Raw genomic sequence first — 18,012 nt, 5'->3', positions numbered from 1 at the left:
TAGGAAGAGCAGGAACTTTACTCAGGGAATTTCTTGAATCACGTCAAGTTGTCGTGACCAAGAGAAAGAGATTGAAAGTGTCATCAATATATCACTCTCCCGTGAATATCGATGGTGAACGCCAATCTAGTATCTATCAAAAGTAGATACGTAAGTGTAGGAGGTCTCTATGGAGATTTCAATGTGGATGTTTCTAGTAATTGCAATCGTTATGGCGATTGTTGTAGGAAGAGCTGGAACGTTACTCAAGGATTATTTTCAACAAAACTAAAATATAAAGAGTTTCACGATTTTACCAGTTAATAAGTAGCATGTGCTGAACCGTCGCAATGCTACTTTTTTTTGCCTGAAATTTCTGTTCAGCCGCTTAAGTGTCAATTCATTCCTCTGTGATTTGTGTCAAAATGTCTAGGTTAAAATTAGAGCAATTACTCTTTAATTCAGGTTATGCATCTGATAATGTACAGCTAAAAGGAAAAAACAAATTATTAGAGGGACAGGAAGTATGTCTAAACTCCAAAAAATTGGACAAGGTGTGGCGGTTGCTGTATTGACAACATCAATGCTATCAGGATGTTCATATGTGATTAAAACGGGTGCGAATGTTGCACTTGGTTTTGGTGAAAACCATATTGTTCCACCAATTTTAGCAATGGATGATGCTGAAATGGTGTGTAACTCAGGGAATGCTTTAACCCCTGCCGTGATGTCAACCAAAGATATGGGTGCTGATCCAACTCGCATGGCGGTATTGTTATATACCGCAGCGGGCGTTTGTGCTGAGAACCAAGCCTTAGAAGCAGAGTTGCGTTACCTGCGTGCGTCTAAAGCAGGTCAGGTTTCAGAAGCACAAGATGCGCGTATTGAACAGAAACGTTGGGCGGGAATTGCGGCCGAACGTCAATATGCGGGCTATCAGCTTTTTGCGAATCGTTGGGAAACTAAATACAAATATAAGTTAGGCGATTCATGCCCAACCATGCGTAATGACCTCGATCAAACTGTTTATTTACTCGGTATGGTGAGTGGTCTGCAAGCCATGACCAACGATATCAACTCTGGTGGTGCGATTAATGTCCCTAAGGATATCGCAGGTATTGTTGAGCGTGGTATGGCCTGTTTAGACAATGAAAAATTCTGGGGTGCACCAATGGCAACCCGTGCAGTCATCTGGACCTTATTACCAGGTGCTGGTGACGGTAAGCCTGAACCGTATGCCACCATGAAGCAGTCTATGGCCATTGGTGAGAAGAAAGGTGTTCGTTTAGCACATGCTTTATATGCCGTTGCCGCACAGGCCAGTGGTGATGATGCCAAGCTACGCGATGCTTTCCGTTCATATGCTGCGGCAACAGGTGAAGATAAACCAGCAAATCCACAGTTCCGATTGATTGATAAAATGGCTGGTTTGATGGTTCGTGGTATCGCAGATCGTTATTGGACTGAAAATACAGGTGTAAGAGCCAGTGACGAAGGCTTAACTTCATTCTGGGATGACAAACAAGAAAGCTCAGCTGAGTTGGATTCGTTGTTTGACGGTGGTGAAGCAGCACCTGCGCAGGATCAAGCTGCACCAGCATCAGACCAGGCGGCACCAGCACAAGAAACTCCAGCGGAGTAACCTGAATTAAACGACCTTTTACAGATGAACTATCTAAACTTGTAAAAGGTCTGTTTTTTTAGGAGGCGGTCAGCCTATGAAAGATCAAATATGGGTAAGTAAAATTATTTTGATTGCGATATGTATTTCCATATCGGCTTGTCTACAAGTTTTTGCTGATCATTTTATTTATTGGCGTCCAAGTTTACTCACCGAGTTTTGGCGCTTATGGACTGCGCATTGGGTTCATGTAGGATGGGTTCACTTTCTACTGAATATGATGGCTTTTGCCTGTTTACCTTTTATTTTTCCTCATGTTCGCAATTGGCATTTAGGTGCATTATTGCTCGTGTTACCTCCCTTTATTAGTTTAATTTTTTATTTCTACCTACCTTATATTGATGCTTATGCTGGGCTTTCAGGGGTCTTGCATGGTCTTTATGCTGCAGTCGGTGTGGTGTATGTGCAATATAAGAATGAGCGAAAATTTGCAATTTTGGTCTTAGCCTTGATTGCGGCAAAACTGATTTGGGAGAATACCTTTGGGCAAACAGGGACTGCTCAATTAATTGGCAGTCCAGTCCTGACCGAAGCACATTTGATTGGTGCGATTGGTGGACTGCTCTGTGGTTTAGGTTATTTACTGATAAAAAAGATAAAAACGACAACAACATGATCATTTGATTAAGACGCTTAATAATAAATTCAGTGGGTACAGAGGGATTGGTTATACAGGGAATAAATGTATTCTCTATCAACCATGTACATTGCAAGATTCAGCATCTTCGGAGGGGTGTTGATCACAATAAACTGGAATAGATATGCAGCATAATCAACAGAAAAAAACTGGATTAGGTCTATTGAGTTATATTTGGACCGAGTGGATATCAACCTTTGTTATCCTTTTCTTATTACTCATGACACTGATTATTGGTACTGGAGAGATGATCCATGGTCAGTTATTACGTATGGGCGAACGTTTATATGGTGATCCTGCGATTGGAATGCAGTATTCATTCCTTCGTGCCGAACCAGAAAAACCCACCTGTGACCGAAATCCCAATATCGATGCACAAGTTCAAGAGCAGATGCGGATTAATGCAGCCGATGAATTTGCCAGTATGTTTGGCGTGGCTTCGGAATCAGATGTACGCGCTTCCTTGATGGCAGCACAGCAGCAATGTAATGAAAAATATCAATTTTATGATAAGGCAATGATGCATATCGAGGCACATCCGAGTGTGCGGACCTATCGTCAGATTGAAACCAGCTTCTTTGGCATCTTTAAATTTGGTACAGAAAACCGTGCTTTATTCTTGGTGATTATGGTGGTGTTTGCGGCCATCAGTGCCACATTAAAGACCCATCATATTGGTTTGCGCAGCCCAGCGACGAAAATTGATTTCCGTATCTATAGCATTGCGATGCTGATTGGAAATGGTTTATTGACCTCATCGGTGATGAGTCAATATCGATCTGTGATGAATTCTGGTGTTCCGATCAGCTCAGAAATGACGCTGATTTATTGGTTATGGATGATCTTATTTGCGGTACTGACCTTGATTAGTCTGTATCAGTTGATTAAGTCGCCTACGCCAACCCGAGAAGGGGGGAGTGTTGGTTTAGCCTTTCTAAGCGTGCCACTTTATGCCTATATGGCGATTATCACGGGGGTTGCCTTTACCTTCTTTATGGCCTATCCAATGGGACAAGGAATTTATTTGGGGCAGTTGGTTGAGTTCTCGAGTATTTTCTTAAATCTGGCCCTGTTTATTTGGGCGGGGATGTTGTTAAAACAGACGCGGATTGTCGATTTATTCCTGAATATTCTGCGTCCGTGGAATCTTGCCCCTGAAACATTAACCTGGTTGATCTTAATTGCAGCAGCATTACCAACGGCCTATACCGGTGCTTCAGGTATTTTCGTGATTGCTGCAGGTGCAATTATTTATAAAGAAGTCTGGAATGCAGGTGGTCGTCGCCAATTTGCTTTGGCTGCAACGGCACTGTCTGGTTCGCTTGGGGTCGTGCTTCGTCCATGTCTATTGATTGTGGTTGTCGCATCTCTGAATAAAGAAGTGACCACTGACCTGCTGTATCAATATGGCATGTACACCTTCTTGTTAACCTCAACTTTATTCTTGGTGATTGCACTGTTTTTTGCCGAACAGAAATTTAGAGTTGCACCACTCAAAATTGCCTTGCCCAAGTCGTTACGTGCATTTGTGCCTGTATCACCTTATATCGTAATTTTCATTCTGATCTGGTTGTTCTATAAACATGCTCTAGCGACAGATCTGAATGAATTTACCGCACCTGTAATGATGCCAGTGATTTTATTGCTGATGGTGCTCTTTGATAAATTGCGTAAAGAACCTGCACCCTTAGCACCCGTTGGGCATTGGGACAGTACTTTGAACAGTTACACCATTCCTGCGGATGGCTCTCAACGTGCTGCGCCAATCAACCCAGCAGATGATCCGAGGAATCCTGTGCGCCGTGTTTCTTTCGGTAAAGCATTACATGCATCGACCAGTGAGACCGTTGGACATATTGGGGCTTTGGTGATCCTCATGGCACTTTCGGTGAGTGTCGGAGGTTTCCTTGAACAGATTCATATCATGGAAACTTTCCCGCAAGATATTAATAGCACCTATGTGGTGATCACGCTGATCGTGCTGTTGATGATTTTTGTGGGGATGATTATGGACCCATTTGGGGCAGTGATTTTAATTACTGCAACCGTTGCGCCCGTGGCTTATCAGTATGGCATTGATCCTGTGCACTTCTGGATGATTGCATTAATTGGTTTTGAACTGGGGTATGTCACGCCGCCAGTTGCATTGAATCACTTATTGGCGAGACAGTCGATTGGGGATGCTGAAGTGGCAGAGGCGGATGCCGAAGTACGCCATCAATCCTTTTTCTATCGCTATGAGCGCTGGATTTTACCATTACTGGTGATGGTGCCTGCAATTCTGATCATTGCCTATGTCCCTTATAGCTTTAAATTATTTGGCTGGTATAGCTAGCGAAGCTTAAAGAAAAAATAAGCACCTTAGGGTGCTTATTTTGTGCAGAAGTAAATACTATTGAACTCTGGTTATAGTAGTGAATATCGAGTGAACCAATAACTATAGGTGAATTTAGACTAGCGCTGATTATTATGTGATTAAAATAACATTTTGAGATCGAACCAGTTATGCTATAAATAGACGGAAAAGATGGAGTAGCCTGCTTTAAGATCGGATTCATCTTTCTAAAGGGCAGCTGTAAAAAGGCAATTTGGGGCACGAAATTTGTAATCAGCAGAGTGATAAAAATGGAGAGCGCTCGAGAGAACAGATAAATTGATAAAAACAACCAACAAAAAAGTGATTGCAGTCATTCTTTTTTATAAAAGTTTGCTGCAAATTTAAGCGGTTTAAAAGGGATTGGTGATTCAAAGGGTAAATTCATTTATCTATCAACCAAGGACAGCGCATGATTCAACATCTTTGGATGGATGTTGATAACAATAAATTGGAATAGACATGCAAAATGATCAAGAGAATAAGACTGGATTAGCCCGATTAGGCTATATCTGGAATGATTGGATATCAACCTTCATTATTCTTGCTTTGTTGCTAATGACGTTGCTTATTGGTACAGGCGAAATGATTCACGGTCAGATGCTTCGTATGGGGGAGCGTCTTTACGGTGATCAAACAACAGGGATGCAATATTCGTTTTTACGTGCGGAACCTGAAAAACCATCTTGTGATCGACATCCAAACATTGATGCACAAGTTCAAGAGCAGATGAAAGCCAATGCTGCCGATGAATTTGCAAGTATGTTTGGTGCGGCTTCTGAAGCTGATGTTCGTGCGTCTTTATTGGCCGCACAGCAGCAGTGTGAAGAAAAATACCAATTCTATGATAAAGCAATGAAGCACTTGGAAGCGCATCCAAGTATTCGTACTTATCGTAAAGTTGAAACTACTTTCTTCGGAATCTTTAAATTAGGTTCTGAAAACCAAACTGTTATTTTATTAATCATGGTGTTGTTTGCTTCAATTACAGCATCTTTGCGTTATCACCACATTGGTTTACGTGCACCAAAAACTAGAATCGACTTCCGTGTCTATTCAGCATTGATGGTTGCGGGTAATGCTTTACTCAGTTATTCGGTGATTAGCCAATACCATTCAGTATTGAATTCAGGTGTTGAAGTTGCTGGAAAAACGGCCGTTTTGTATTGGTTGTGGATTGCGCTATTTGTGTCATTGACCATTATCAGTATTTTCCAATTCATCTTTATCCCGAAAACAGCACAACCGAAGGGTAACTTTGGTTTGGCGCTACTGAGTGTTCCTCTGTATGCGTTTATGTCTTTGGTGACAGGGATTGTATTTACCTTCTTCATGGATTATCCAATGGGGCAAGGGATTTACTTGGGTATCTTGGTTGAGTTCTCAGGTATTTTCTTAAATCTGGCCTTGTTCATTTGGGCGGGTATGTTACTGACCCAAACACGCGTGATGGATTTATTCTTAAATATCTTACGTCCGTGGAACTTGGCGCCAGAAACTTTAACTTGGTTAATCTTGATTGCAGCAGCGATTCCAACAGCATATACAGGTGCTTCAGGGATTTTCGTTATTGCAGCAGGTGCGATCATCTATAAAGAAGTTTGGAACTCAGGTGCTCGCCGTCAATATGCCTTAGCTGTATCGGCAATGTCGGGTTCTTTGGGTGTGGTGATTCGTCCATGTCTATTGGTTATCTTGATCTCAATGCTCGACAGCCGCCATGTGACATCGACTGAATTATTTGATCACGGTATCTATGTCTTCTGGTTAACAGCCTTCATCTTCTTGGGTGTTTCTCTGATTCTTGCAGAGGAAAAGTTCCGTGTGAACTCACCTAAAATCGCTGTGCCAGGGATGTTACGTGCATGTGTGCCTGTGATCCCATATATCATCATTGGTTTTGCTGTGGTGATGTTCTATAAGCTTGCTTTAGATACGTCAATCAATGAATTTACTGCGCCAATGATTTTACCGTTGGTGTTGATTGCAATGATCTTGTTTGACAAGTTATTTGCCTCAAAACTTGCACCTGCACCAGTGGTGGATGCGAAGCATGAAGCATTGGTTCGTGAGCATGAGAAAAAATCTGAGTTCTTGAAATCACATGATCCACATGGTAGCAAGAGCTTTGGTTTTGGCGGGGCATTACGTTTTGCAACCTCAGAAACAGTGGGACACATCGGTGCCTTAATCCTGTTGATGGCCTTGTCTGCAAGTGTCGGTGGCTTAATTGAACGTGCAGAAGTGGTTGAGTTATTACCGACTCACTTGGGCAATATCTATATTTCGCTTGCCTTCATTGCGTTGTTACTTGCGATTATTGGGATGACCACCGATCCATTCGGTGCGGTGATTCTGGTTGCTGCAACGGTTGCCCCTGTTGCTTACGAGAATGGTATCCATCCGATCCACTTCTGGATGATCGTATTGGTGGCATTCGAGTTTGGTTATGTAACGCCGCCTGTTGCCCTGAACCACTTGCTGACGCGACTCTCCGTCGGGGATGAAGAGGTCTCGGCCGCCGATAAGGAAGCGAAAGAGAAATACACCAGTTTCTACTTCCGCTATGAGCGTTGGTTATTGCCGATTATCGTCTTGTTCTCATCGTTGGTGTTGGTGACCTATGCGCCGTATATCTTCCAAATGTTTGGTTGGTATAAGCATTAACAGTTGAAAATAAAAAAGCACCTTCGGGTGCTTTTTTTATTATTATTTTATTGAAGGAGTGAATCCATGAAAGTATTGAGTCAGGCAGAGTATCAGGCAACTTTTTCCCCTCCTATGTTAGATGTCACGGAGAGTGCGGAGGAAATTGTAGATTTATGGGGCTATGCTGATCCTGTGATTGAACAGCTGTATCACTCCTGTACTGCATGGGAATGGTCTGTGAAACATATTTATGAAAGCGGAGACGGGCAATTCCAGCATCTTAATATTCCAGTGCCCTTAGATAACACCTATCTTGTTATCGTTGTCGATAAGCCAAAACGGGAAATTCTAGGTCATTATGTACTGGACTTGCACCCTTATCCAAAGCATTGAGCTTACAGTACTGACTTTTTTGACTTTGATCGTTTTATCAATGGACTACATAAAAAAATCGCTGAGAGAATAATGCAAAAACCAATCAAGCTATATAAATCAGGCACTTCATTCCACAGTAAAAAACCCCAAAGTCCTGCAAAAATAATTGCAATATAGTTGACGGGTGCAATCTGTCCAGCAGGGGCAAGACGGTAGGCATGCGACATAAAGATCTGGCTGACATTGGCCAGTACACCTGCACCGATCAAAAACAATAATTCCTGTAAATGATAAGGTCGCCATACCCAAAACATCGGAATCACTGAAAGCAAAGAACCAATAAAACAGAAATAGAACACGATCCGTTCAGGTGGCTCGGTTTGAGTCAGTGCGCGCACAGTGACAAAGGCCATTGAAGCCAACAGGCTAGAACTGATGCCAACGATTGAAATCCAGTTTAATAAACCTTGATCAGGCTTAGCCACACAGAACACTCCAATAAAGCCCAGTCCTGCGGCACAGAGCATCGCCGTGGTGATTTTTTCTTTAAGAAACAGCCAAGCAATCAATGGAATAAAAATGGGGGAAGAATAGGTAAACACCATGGCATTGGAGAGTTTTAAATGTGCAATGGCATAGAAAAAACCATACATGGCAGCAAGCCCAACAATACTACGCCAGGTATGCATCCACAGTTTTTCTGTTTTTACAAACTGGGTTCCTTGCTTGAAGATAAAAGGTAAAAACAGGATCAGGCCCACCACATTGCGGAAAAACACAATGGTATAGTTATCGACCGTATGTGAAGCGTAACGAATACAAATGCCCATCACAGAAAAAAGCAGCGCAGAAAGAGTAAGGCAACCAATCGCCATCATCAGGTTGCGATTGGTGGGTTGAGCATCCATAGCGATTCGGGTATTGGGAGATTGCGCTTATTTTATGCTGCTGTGAGGATGAAAGGAATGAGATTCTTCACTCAATCTATGCTCAGGACACTCAACTGAGTGTGTCAGAGAATTGTTTAAGATAGTCACTCGGTGTCATGCTGGTTTCACGTTTAAACATGGCACTAAAGGCACTGGGGCTGTCATAGCCCAAGTCTAAGGCCACATTTAAAACCGGTTTGTTCAGGGCTAAATCAATCATGGCCTGCATCAGTTTGGCTTGACGAACCCAATGGGAGAAATGCAGTCCAGTCTCTTTTTGAAAATGTCGCGCTAACGTTTTACTGCTGATATGCAGTTGTTCAGCTGTATCTTCCAGATTCCAGTTAAAGCTGAGATTGTCTTTGATTTGTTGACAAAGCTGTTGCAGGCGTGGGTTTTGAGGATCTGGCAAATTAAAGGCAAGGGCAGGTAATACCCGAACTTCGTCTAAGATCAATTGCAGCAGTCTTTCATCGCGACTTTCAGGCTGGATGGCTGTTTTGATCTGCATTGCACTACTCATCAGCTCCCGTAGTAAAGCAGGAATGGCAACAACCCGACATTCGGAAATCAGATGGGTTTGTGCTGGGGTTTCTATAAAAATCCCTCGGGCTTTGACATCACCGCTACTGAGTAAGGCATGCGGTTTATGTGCAGGAATCCACACGCCACGTCCAGGTGGGGTAATCCAGATCCCTTCGTGGGTTTGTACTCGAATCACACCTGATAGGGTATGAATCAGCTGAATTCGATCATGGCTATGCCAGTCCTCAATATGGCCATGGGGGTAGTTTTCTGAAAATGCATAGACTGGATAATCTACAAATCCATGTTCAAAGTTTTTCCCCATGTGTGCAATGTCCAAAAATAAGTTGTCTATTTCTCGATAGTAATCGTCTTATTGTCGAGAAACAATGAGTTGATTATTTTTTAGCATGATCGATACCGCAATGTTGAGGTCTAGCCTATGTTTCAGAAAGCTTATTTTTATCCCTTATTCGCGATTTTATTTTGGGCGGGCAATGTGGTGGTGTCTAAAATGGCCAGTCATGCCATTTCGCCTGTCGCGATTACGTTTTATCGTCTGGTGTTGGCGCTCGCCGTGATGAGTACCTTTGTGCTAATTCCCGTCTGGAACAATCGACACACCATCAAGCAGTATTGGAAACAGTTGGCATTGGGTGGTTTTCTGTCCGTGTCTCTATTCCAGTTCTTGTCTTATCAGGCTGCATCCACCACCACAGCCACCAATATGGCGATTGTCACCGCCTTGATTCCTTTACTGACCATGATCTTAAGTAGTGCGATGCTGAAAGACCGGCTGAGCTATGGCATGTTGTTCGGAGGCGCTTTATCTTTTTATGGCATCTTGTATTTGCTGAGCCATGGTTCAATTACCGATATCTGGAAGCAAGGCGTACATTTGGGTGATGGTTTGATGCTCATTGCGGCAGCAGGCTATGCCTTATATGGTGTGTTACTGAAACGTTGGAAAATGCCAATCCCTGCCTGGCAATCGAATTTTGTGCAATCCTGTTTTGCAATTGTTTATGTCTTGCCATTTTTTATATTTTTGCCCGCTTCGCAGATGCAACTGAACCAACAGACCATTCCACTGATTGTCTACGCCAGTATTTTTTCCTCAGTATTGTTGTCATATTTATGGATAGAAGGGGTGAGACATTTAGGGCCAAACCGTAATAGTATTTTTATGAATCTATTGCCTTTATTTACGGCATTGATTGCGGTGGCTTTGCTGGGCGAGCATTTACAACTGTTCCACTATATTGGCGGTGGTTTAACCTTGCTGGGGATTTTGATTGCTCAAACCCTTCAGAAACCAATTCAACTAAGATCAGCGTCCAAACAGGTTCTGGATTAAAGATGCTGGCAATAAAAAAGCTTTAACCGAGGTTAAAGCTTTTTAAAGTTTAAGAATGATTTTGAGCTGCAATCTGGGCTTCTAAAAGTTTGATTTGATCTTCTTTGAGCTTGAGCAAAGTATCCACATCGCTATTCTGCTGTTTCAAATCATGTTGCTGGTCTTGCAGTTGTTGATGAATATCATCCAGTTTGGCAATTTCTTCTTTTGCCAAACTGTCATTTACAGGGAGTGGCGCTTTTACAATCGATTCTTCAACCAATTGGATCGGTGCAGCGACATCACTGCTCGCCGTTGTTACTTCATCAACGGTTGCGGTTGCTTCAGTTGCTACTGGGGCAACGGTTTTTTCAGCCACAGGCTGAGTCGGTGCGGATGTTGTGGCTTGCTGATCTTTTTGAGCTAAGAACCATTGGACCGCAAGGAACAGCACCACGACAATACTAATTCCACCAATTATCATCCATAATAATTTGGAATTTTCTGTTTGGTATGTGGACATCACTTTTAACCTTCTAGTCAAAATGACGAGGTTTGAATTGTATCACCCCAATTTCATCTGGCTCAGCGGGTTGCGCTTGTTCCACATGGGTTGGGCGTTTTTCGCTATAAGCACACTCGATACATTCAATCCACTCGTCATCCACAGTGATGATCTTAACGACACGATCTAAGGCCCCACATTTCGGGCATTTTGCGCCCGCGATGAACTGTCTTTTCATGTCAGTTAATTACACCCTGTGAACAATAATGACGTAGTTTAAGCGGTTTTATCGGTGTTCGTCCAACCTTGATGACGTAATAATGCATCTATTTTTGGTTCTCTTTTTCGGAAATTGCGAAACGCATCAAGCGCTGTATCTTTTCCGCCAACTGCTAGAATAAACTTTCTAAACTCTTTTCCAGTCTCGGTATTAAAAATACCTTCGCTTTCGAAACGGTCAAATGCATCACTGGCTAAAACCTCTGCCCATTTATACGAGTAATAACCTGCAGCATAACCGCCTGCAAAAATGTGGCTGAAGCTGTGTTGAAAACGGTTATAAGGAACTGCTGGAACCACGGCAAATTTATCGCGAATATCATCCAGCGTGGCCTGAATTTGCTGACTGTTTAAGGCAGGTGCTTGACGGTGAATGCTCAGGTCAAACAGGGCAAACTCAATCTGACGCAAGGTTTGCATACCAGACTGGAAGAAACGTGCATTCAACAATGCAGAGAGTAATTCTTGCGGCAAGGTTTGTTTGGTTTCAGTGTGCTCGCTGAGTACATCTAAACTTTCATTGTCCCATGCCCAGAACTCCATAAACTGACTTGGTAATTCAACTGCATCCCACGCCACACCGTGTGTCCCCGCAACCGAGATGTTATCCACTTCGGTGAGCATATGATGTAAGCCATGACCAAACTCATGGAATAACGTAATCACTTCATCATGGGTCAGCAGCGCAGGTTGATCGCCAATTGGTGGGGTGAAGTTACATACCATGTAGCAAATTGGTTTTTGCAGGCCATTGGCTGTTTGAACACGAGAACGGAAACCGCTCATCCATGCACCGCCGCGTTTGCCGTTACGGGCATATAAATCAAAATAGAAACCACCGACTACTTGGCCTTGATCTTCAATTTCAAAATAACGCACATCATTCTGCCACACAGGAGCCTGACGTTCGATGATCTGGATCCCGTAAAGGCGTTGTACGATCTGGAATAAACCTTGAACCACTTTCGGTGCAGGGAAATACGGTTTTAATGCTTCTTGAGAAAGATTGAACTGTTGTTGTTTCAGCTTTTCAGAATAGTAGGTTGCATCCCAAGGTTTGAGTTCATCAATACCCTCTTGTTGTGCAATCGCTTTCAGTTCTGCAATTTCAGCCAGTGCTGGGGTACGGGCATGTTCTGCCAGATCAACCAAGAATTGATTTACGGTTTCAACATCAGGTGCCATTTTGCTGGCAAGGGAATATTCGGCAAAGTTGTTAAAGCCAAGCAACTGAGCCATTTCCTGACGTAAGCTCAGGATTTCCTCCATCACTGGAGTGTTGTCAAATTCAGTTTGGTCGGATTGTTCTGAGGCACGGGTGACATAGGCTTTATACAGTTCTTCTCTTAATTCACGATTATCGGCATAGGTCATAATCGCAAAATAAGCAGGGAAGTCGAGTGTGGCAACGGCTTGCTCAAGCTCTCGTTGTTGTCCGTATTGTTTTAACAGTTCAACACTGCTTTGCGGTAAGCCTTTAAGTTGCGCTTCTGTTAGCGGCTTGAAGTAGGCTTGGGTGGCATCGAGTACATGGTTAGAGAAGTCAGAAGACAGCTGTGATAAACGTGCTGAGATTTCGGCATAACGTTTTTTGGCTTCACCTTCCAGTGCAACACCTGACAGTTTGAAATCACGTAAAGCCAGTTTAATCGCACTTTGTTGTGCTTCGTTCAGCGTTTGAAATACGGCACTGTCATGGATCTGTTGATAGGTTTGGTACAGCGGCGTATGTTGACCAAGCTGGGTATAGTACTCACTTAAACTCGGTAACAGGGCTTGATACACTTCACGGGTTTCCGCATTGTTCATCACAGCATTGAGATGCGACAAAATTCCCCATGCTTCACTCATGTTATTTTCAAGTTGATCAACTTCAGTCAATGTTGCCAGTTGGGCTTCAGAGCCCTGCGGAACTTCATTGAGTTGATTTAAGAAATTTTGACCGTTTTGAATGGTTTGTTCGATCTGTTGTTTTAAATCGGCAAGTTGAATTTGATCAAATTGAGGAACAGGAAGTGTTGCTTGCTGGAGTGTCATTGTATTTTTGCCATATTCATCTTTAAACATAGTTATAGATGTAGGGCTTCGGAGGGGAGAAATCAAGTGTCATTGTGCTTGATCTCTTATACTTAAATTAATTTTCTCTAAAGTTTTATTAATTTCATTCAGCCGATCATTGGTATCGCCTGTAGTTGAAGGCAATGCTTCAAGCTCTCTAATATCTATAATTGAGATATCTGTATGTTTTGATTTCCATAAATTTAGAGGATGTTTGTATAGATAAGAAACTTCAAAAATGATAATTTCACTATTTAAAGCTTCTTTGAGTCCTCCAAACTGTCCCCAATCATAAATATAACTATAATTTGGAGGAAAGACTCTTACGCCATGTTTAAAAATCCCATTTTCGAATATTTCTTTTTTATCTTGTAATTTAGAGATCCCAAAAGCTCGACGGGGGATTGGTTGATTACTAGAAAATATTACATTCTCAGCTATACCATTACCAATATTCTTTACATTGAGCTGGATAACAGATGCTTTTCCATAATGAGGTGTTGCAAAAACTATGATTTGAGGTTTTTGGTTCGATTTAAATACCGCATAAGTAACCAAAAGAGCTAAAAGAGAAATAGTGATAGTTAAAACAGCATTTAAATCTAATAATAAGTTCATTGGAATTAATTCTCTTATAATTATAGGAGTTAATAAGAGAGCCGAAGCTCTCTTATTTTGTAAAAATTACTCAGCCTTTGCTTTCGCGTTAGACTTTTTCTTTTTCACTTTTTTCTTGGCCTTGTCTTTGCTTTCAGGCTTGGCAGACGCTTTTTTTGCAGGCTTCTTGGTATAAGAACTTGGTTTGTTCTTGTCCTTTTTCTTGCGTACAGGCTTTTCACCATCTTCACTGACTTTGGATTGAGTAGAGGGCTGTTTGCCAAATACTTCTTCAGTTGTTGAAGCACGATTCGAGCTAGACGGATTCGCAGTACGTGGTGCTTTCTGACGAATTACACGGCCCAAATGGGTAAGTTGTTGAACCAACTGAAAGTCAATTTTACGTTCTTCCAAGTTCACAGCCGCAACTTGAATCTTCACTTCATCACCGAGACTAAAGGATTGTCCACGATTTTGACCGACTAAGCTTTGGCTCGCCTGATCATAAATGAAGAAGTCATCACCTAACTGACTAACATGAATCATGCCATCGACATAGAGGTCTTTCAGAGTCACGAATAGTCCAAACTCAGTGACTGCACTGATAACCCCGACAAACTCATCACCAATATGCTGTTGCATATAATGGCATTTCAACCACATGGTGACGCTACGTGATGCTTCATCAGCACGACGTTCTGTCTTGGAGAAATGCTCACCCGCATCATCTAAGGCTGCACCTGACAGTGGATACACTTTTTTGTCTAAATACGCTTTGATTGCACGGTGTAATAATAAGTCTGGATAACGACGAATAGGTGATGTGAAGTGGGTATAGGCTTCATAAGCAAGACCATAATGTCCTGCATTCTTCGCGCCATAGTAGGCTTGCATCATCGAACGTAACAACACCGCATGAATGCTTGGTGCATCTAAACGATCTTTGGTCGCTTCAATGACGGCTTGATAATCTGCTTGAGTTGGCTGTTCAGGGAATGGCAGACCAAGCAATTTCACAAAGTCACGCACTTTCTGAATACGTGAAAACTCTGGTGCTTCATGCACACGATACAACATCGGAATATCATGCTCTAAAGCATATTCTGCCGCAGCAACGTTGGCCAGCAACATACATTCTTCAATCAGTTTATGCGCATCGTTACGGCTACGCGGTAAGATTTCTTTGATCCCGCCTAACTCGTCAAAGGTCATATAGGTTTCAATGGTTTCAAATTCCATTGCATGACGTTCAGCGCGTAAGCCTTTTAGTGTTTGATAAAGCTGGAAGAGTGTATTGAGTGACTTATGAATGCTCTTATCTTCAGGAATCGCATTGGTTGCACCCTCAAAATATTGTCCCACTTGGGTATAAGTCAGACGAGCTTTGGAATGCATCACCGCAGGGTAGAACTCATATCCTGTGACTTTACCTGCACGAGACAGTTTTAAATCACAGACCATACATAAACGGTCAACATGTGGATTTAAAGAACACAAGCCATTTGATAACGCTTCTGGAAGCATAGGCAATACAAAGTGCGGGAAATAAACCGATGTACCACGTTCTTCTGCTTCTTCATTTAATGGAGAGTCTAAACGCACATAGTGGCTAACATCGGCAATAGCAACAACAACACGATAACCACCACCCGCACGTTTTTCTGCAAATACGGCATCGTCAAAGTCGCGTGCATCTTCACCATCAATAGTAACTAATGGTAGATCACGTAGATCAACACGCCCTTTAAGATCTTTTGCGGATGGTTCTTTAAAGCTTTCTGCTTCTTTCACCACAGCTTCTGGAAATTCGTAAGGCAGACCAAATTCTAGAATCGTTTGTGGAATGATGATTTCAGTATCTGCTTTATCCGCCATTGATTGAACGATATGGCCTGTCGCCAGTTCTTCGCGTGTTGGATAGTCATCAATTGCAACACGGAGCATATCACCAACTTTAGCATTGGCATGCTCAATCAATTCTTTTTCTAAAGTAATAGGTTGATGCTGGTTTGGATTGGCTGGTTGAATGAAGTATTCACCTTCATGCTCAGACAATTTACCAATAATTTGTTTAACGCGGTGTTGTACTACTTCGCTAATAAAGCCACAAGGCTTACCTTTACGATCAACGGAGGTCTGACGCACTTTAACGCGGTCGCCATTAAAAACTAGGCGAAGTTCACGTTCAGGTAAAAGGATATCATCCTGACCTGCAATATTGGCAGTACCTAGACCTTTACTATTGATATAGACCGTTGCTTCATGAGTTGGTAGATCAGTTGCAGGTTGGTATTTAAAACCATCCTTCATAAGTTGCCCATCACGTACCATGGCACTTAAACGGTGATTCAATGCATCAATACTTTTTTGATCTGGGATATTAAAGTGGTCAACCAGCTCTGCATGGGACTGTGCAGTTTGTAATTGTTCTAGTGTAGTTAGAATAAGAGTTCGGCTAGGAATAGGATTATCGTAACGTTGCGCTTCTGCTTTTGCTTCGGGATCGGCCCAATTTTTAGTCATATCGTTTCAATTCACATCTGGCAGATCGGTTTAGCATAAGTCATTCAAACTCTAACTGCACGTCAAAGATTGCAAGATTCTGTTTATTGCTCCGATCTGAATAAAGGAGAGAACGCTATATTAACAAGCGTTGAACCAAAAAATGCTGAAAAAATGTGGAAATTGATTAAAAAACATTTGATTGAACTTAAAAAGTAGAAAAAAACAGGAACATCCCTTGTGTAATGTGGTTTTAGTTTGTATTATTGCGCTCGTGTTACGGTGAGATGGGTGAGTGGCTGAAACCACATCCCTGCTAAGGATGCGTACGGGTAACTGTACCGAGGGTTCGAATCCCTCTCTCACCGCCACTTTACTTAAAGCGCTCATAGCTCAGCTGGATAGAGCACTTGGCTACGAACTAAGGGGTCGGGAGTTCGAATCTCTCTGAGCGCACCAAGTAAAGATTTAAAGTAACACATGCCTAAATAGGCACATAAGTAATGCGCTCATAGCTCAGCTGGATAGAGCACTTGGCTACGAACTAAGGGGTCGGGAGTTCGAATCTCTCTGAGCGCACCAACTTAATAAAAGAAACCGCTTAATTGCGGTTTTTTTGTGTCTGATTTTTTTGATCGAATATGAATTAAATAATAAATATAAAAAAAGCCGCTGAGATCAGCGGCTTTTTAGTTAATCTATTTTAGAAATGATTCACTGAACTGAATAGATGATCTGTAAGACTGCTGAGTGGCGATTGAAGAGATACAAGATCTGTTAAAGAACCACCATTTGGATTTGGTTCGCCAACAGCGATGCCAGAAGTGACGGTTCCAGTCAATGCATCTAAAATTCCGTCTACACTGCCATGAAGACTGTAATCTCCATTTCCAACACTGACGCTGATAAGGTTATTGATGCTCTCTAATGAACCATCGCTGAATAGGGTACTGACATGATCTTGTAATGTGTCTACTGCAATGTTGCCATTGCTAATGACAGTTTGAATCGGTTGAGCAATTCCTGCAATAACGTCTCCGCTATTTGCACCATTATTAATGGTTCCAAGAATATCTGTAATCACACTTAGACCACCTTCACCACCAATACCGCCAGTAATGCCACCGATAATGCCAGTAACTGCGCCTAAAGGACCACCTTCACCACCGATACCGCCAGTAATGCCACCGATAATGCCAGTAACTGCGCCTAAAGGACCACCTTCACCACCGATACCGCCAGTGATTCCACCGATAATCCCAGAGATTGAGCCTAAAGGACCACCTTCGCCACCACCGATGCCGCCAGTAATACCACCAAGGATGTCAGAGATTGAGCCCAAAGGACTGCCTTCACCGCCACCGATACCGCCAGTGATGCCACCGATGATGCCAGTGATCGCGCCAAGAGGACCACCTTCGCCACCACCAATACCGCCAGTAATACCACCAAGGATGTCAGAGATTGAACCTAAAGGACCGCCTTCACCACCGCCAATACCGCCAGTGATACCACCAATGATGCCTGTGATTGTGCCAAGAGGACCACCTTCACCACCACCGATACCACCAGTCACACCGCCGATG

General features: G+C 42.6%; 13 protein-coding genes, 3 tRNA genes and 1 pseudogene. 9 read left to right on the top strand and 8 right to left on the bottom strand.

Annotated elements, in window-relative coordinates; translation table 11 throughout:
* The first annotated feature begins 505 nt into the window (after positions 1-505).
* The 5 genes from B2727_RS13595 to B2727_RS13575 all read left to right on the top strand — a co-directional run bounded on the left by B2727_RS13595 (position 506) and on the right by B2727_RS13575 (position 7,713).
* Entirely contained in the window at positions 506-1,621 is a 1,116-nt protein-coding gene (locus B2727_RS13595; RefSeq protein WP_004804142.1) for a hypothetical protein, read from the top strand.
* A gap of 76 nt (positions 1,622-1,697) precedes the next feature.
* Positions 1,698-2,276: a rhombosortase gene (gene rrtA / locus B2727_RS13590; protein ID WP_033134247.1), complete on the top strand. Its 579-nt coding sequence runs from the start codon at positions 1,698-1,700 to the stop codon at positions 2,274-2,276.
* A 145-nt stretch (positions 2,277-2,421) separates the two neighbouring features.
* Positions 2,422-4,632 carry a TRAP transporter large permease subunit gene (locus B2727_RS13585; RefSeq protein ID WP_033134248.1) on the top strand — a complete coding sequence of 737 codons (2,211 nt, stop codon included), beginning with the start codon at positions 2,422-2,424 and terminating at the stop codon, positions 4,630-4,632.
* Positions 4,633-5,133: 501 nt separating this feature from the next.
* On the top strand, positions 5,134-7,338 hold the full coding sequence (locus B2727_RS13580; protein ID WP_005201184.1) for a TRAP transporter large permease subunit: 2,205 nt from the start codon (positions 5,134-5,136) through the stop codon (positions 7,336-7,338).
* A 66-nt stretch (positions 7,339-7,404) separates the two neighbouring features.
* Positions 7,405-7,713 carry a hypothetical protein gene (locus tag B2727_RS13575; RefSeq protein WP_033134249.1) on the top strand — a complete coding sequence of 103 codons (309 nt, stop codon included), beginning with the start codon at positions 7,405-7,407 and terminating at the stop codon, positions 7,711-7,713.
* 2 nt (positions 7,714-7,715) lie between these two features.
* Here the strand turns inward: B2727_RS13575 and B2727_RS13570 are convergent, their stop codons facing one another.
* A complete protein-coding gene (locus B2727_RS13570; protein ID WP_005201177.1) occupies positions 7,716-8,603 on the bottom strand; it encodes a DMT family transporter in 888 nt (295 codons plus the stop codon).
* A gap of 91 nt (positions 8,604-8,694) precedes the next feature.
* Entirely contained in the window at positions 8,695-9,474 is a 780-nt protein-coding gene (locus B2727_RS13565; protein WP_033134250.1) for an AraC family transcriptional regulator, read from the bottom strand.
* Positions 9,475-9,591: 117 nt separating this feature from the next.
* Here B2727_RS13565 and B2727_RS13560 point away from each other — a divergent pair, with 117 nt between their 5' ends.
* Entirely contained in the window at positions 9,592-10,506 is a 915-nt protein-coding gene (locus B2727_RS13560) for a DMT family transporter (protein ID WP_033134251.1), read from the top strand.
* A gap of 49 nt (positions 10,507-10,555) precedes the next feature.
* Here B2727_RS13560 and B2727_RS13555 read toward each other — a convergent pair whose 3' ends face one another.
* From B2727_RS13555 to rnr, 5 genes are all read right to left on the bottom strand, one after another.
* The gene (locus B2727_RS13555) at positions 10,556-11,011 is read right to left on the bottom strand and encodes a hypothetical protein (RefSeq protein WP_081400777.1); all 456 of its coding nucleotides are present in this window, start codon (positions 11,009-11,011) and stop codon (positions 10,556-10,558) included.
* Between the two features lie 10 nt (positions 11,012-11,021).
* Positions 11,022-11,228 carry a YheV family putative metal-binding protein gene (locus tag B2727_RS13550; protein WP_004657752.1) on the bottom strand — a complete coding sequence of 69 codons (207 nt, stop codon included), beginning with the start codon at positions 11,226-11,228 and terminating at the stop codon, positions 11,022-11,024.
* A 38-nt stretch (positions 11,229-11,266) separates the two neighbouring features.
* Positions 11,267-13,306, bottom strand: a complete 2,040-nt coding sequence (locus B2727_RS13545; RefSeq protein ID WP_033134255.1) for a M3 family metallopeptidase — start codon at positions 13,304-13,306, stop codon at positions 11,267-11,269.
* Between the two features lie 69 nt (positions 13,307-13,375).
* Positions 13,376-13,945 (bottom strand): hypothetical protein, encoded by a 570-nt coding sequence (locus B2727_RS13540; protein WP_033134252.1) that lies wholly within the window; start codon positions 13,943-13,945, stop codon positions 13,376-13,378.
* Positions 13,946-14,011: 66 nt separating this feature from the next.
* Positions 14,012-16,447: a ribonuclease R gene (gene rnr / locus B2727_RS13535; protein ID WP_033134253.1), complete on the bottom strand. Its 2,436-nt coding sequence runs from the start codon at positions 16,445-16,447 to the stop codon at positions 14,012-14,014.
* Positions 16,448-16,707: 260 nt separating this feature from the next.
* Between rnr and B2727_RS13530 the strand changes: the two genes are divergently transcribed.
* The 3 genes from B2727_RS13530 to B2727_RS13520 all read left to right on the top strand — a co-directional run bounded on the left by B2727_RS13530 (position 16,708) and on the right by B2727_RS13520 (position 17,008).
* Positions 16,708-16,797: transfer RNA gene (locus B2727_RS13530), tRNA-Ser, on the top strand.
* An 11-nt stretch (positions 16,798-16,808) separates the two neighbouring features.
* Positions 16,809-16,885: transfer RNA gene (locus tag B2727_RS13525), tRNA-Arg, on the top strand.
* Positions 16,886-16,931: 46 nt separating this feature from the next.
* Positions 16,932-17,008: transfer RNA gene (locus B2727_RS13520), tRNA-Arg, on the top strand.
* 121 nt (positions 17,009-17,129) lie between these two features.
* On the opposite strand, the pseudogene B2727_RS13515 reads toward B2727_RS13520, so the two are convergent.
* Positions 17,130-18,012, bottom strand: a pseudogene (locus B2727_RS13515) (agmatine deiminase); the annotation flags it as partial.

This window comes from Acinetobacter sp. UBA991, from assembly GCF_002292065.1.
GTDB classification, from domain to species: Bacteria; Pseudomonadota; Gammaproteobacteria; order Pseudomonadales; family Moraxellaceae; genus Acinetobacter; species Acinetobacter higginsii.
Note: the sequence above shows the minus strand (reverse complement) of the source record. Positions and strands in the feature narration are given on the sequence as shown.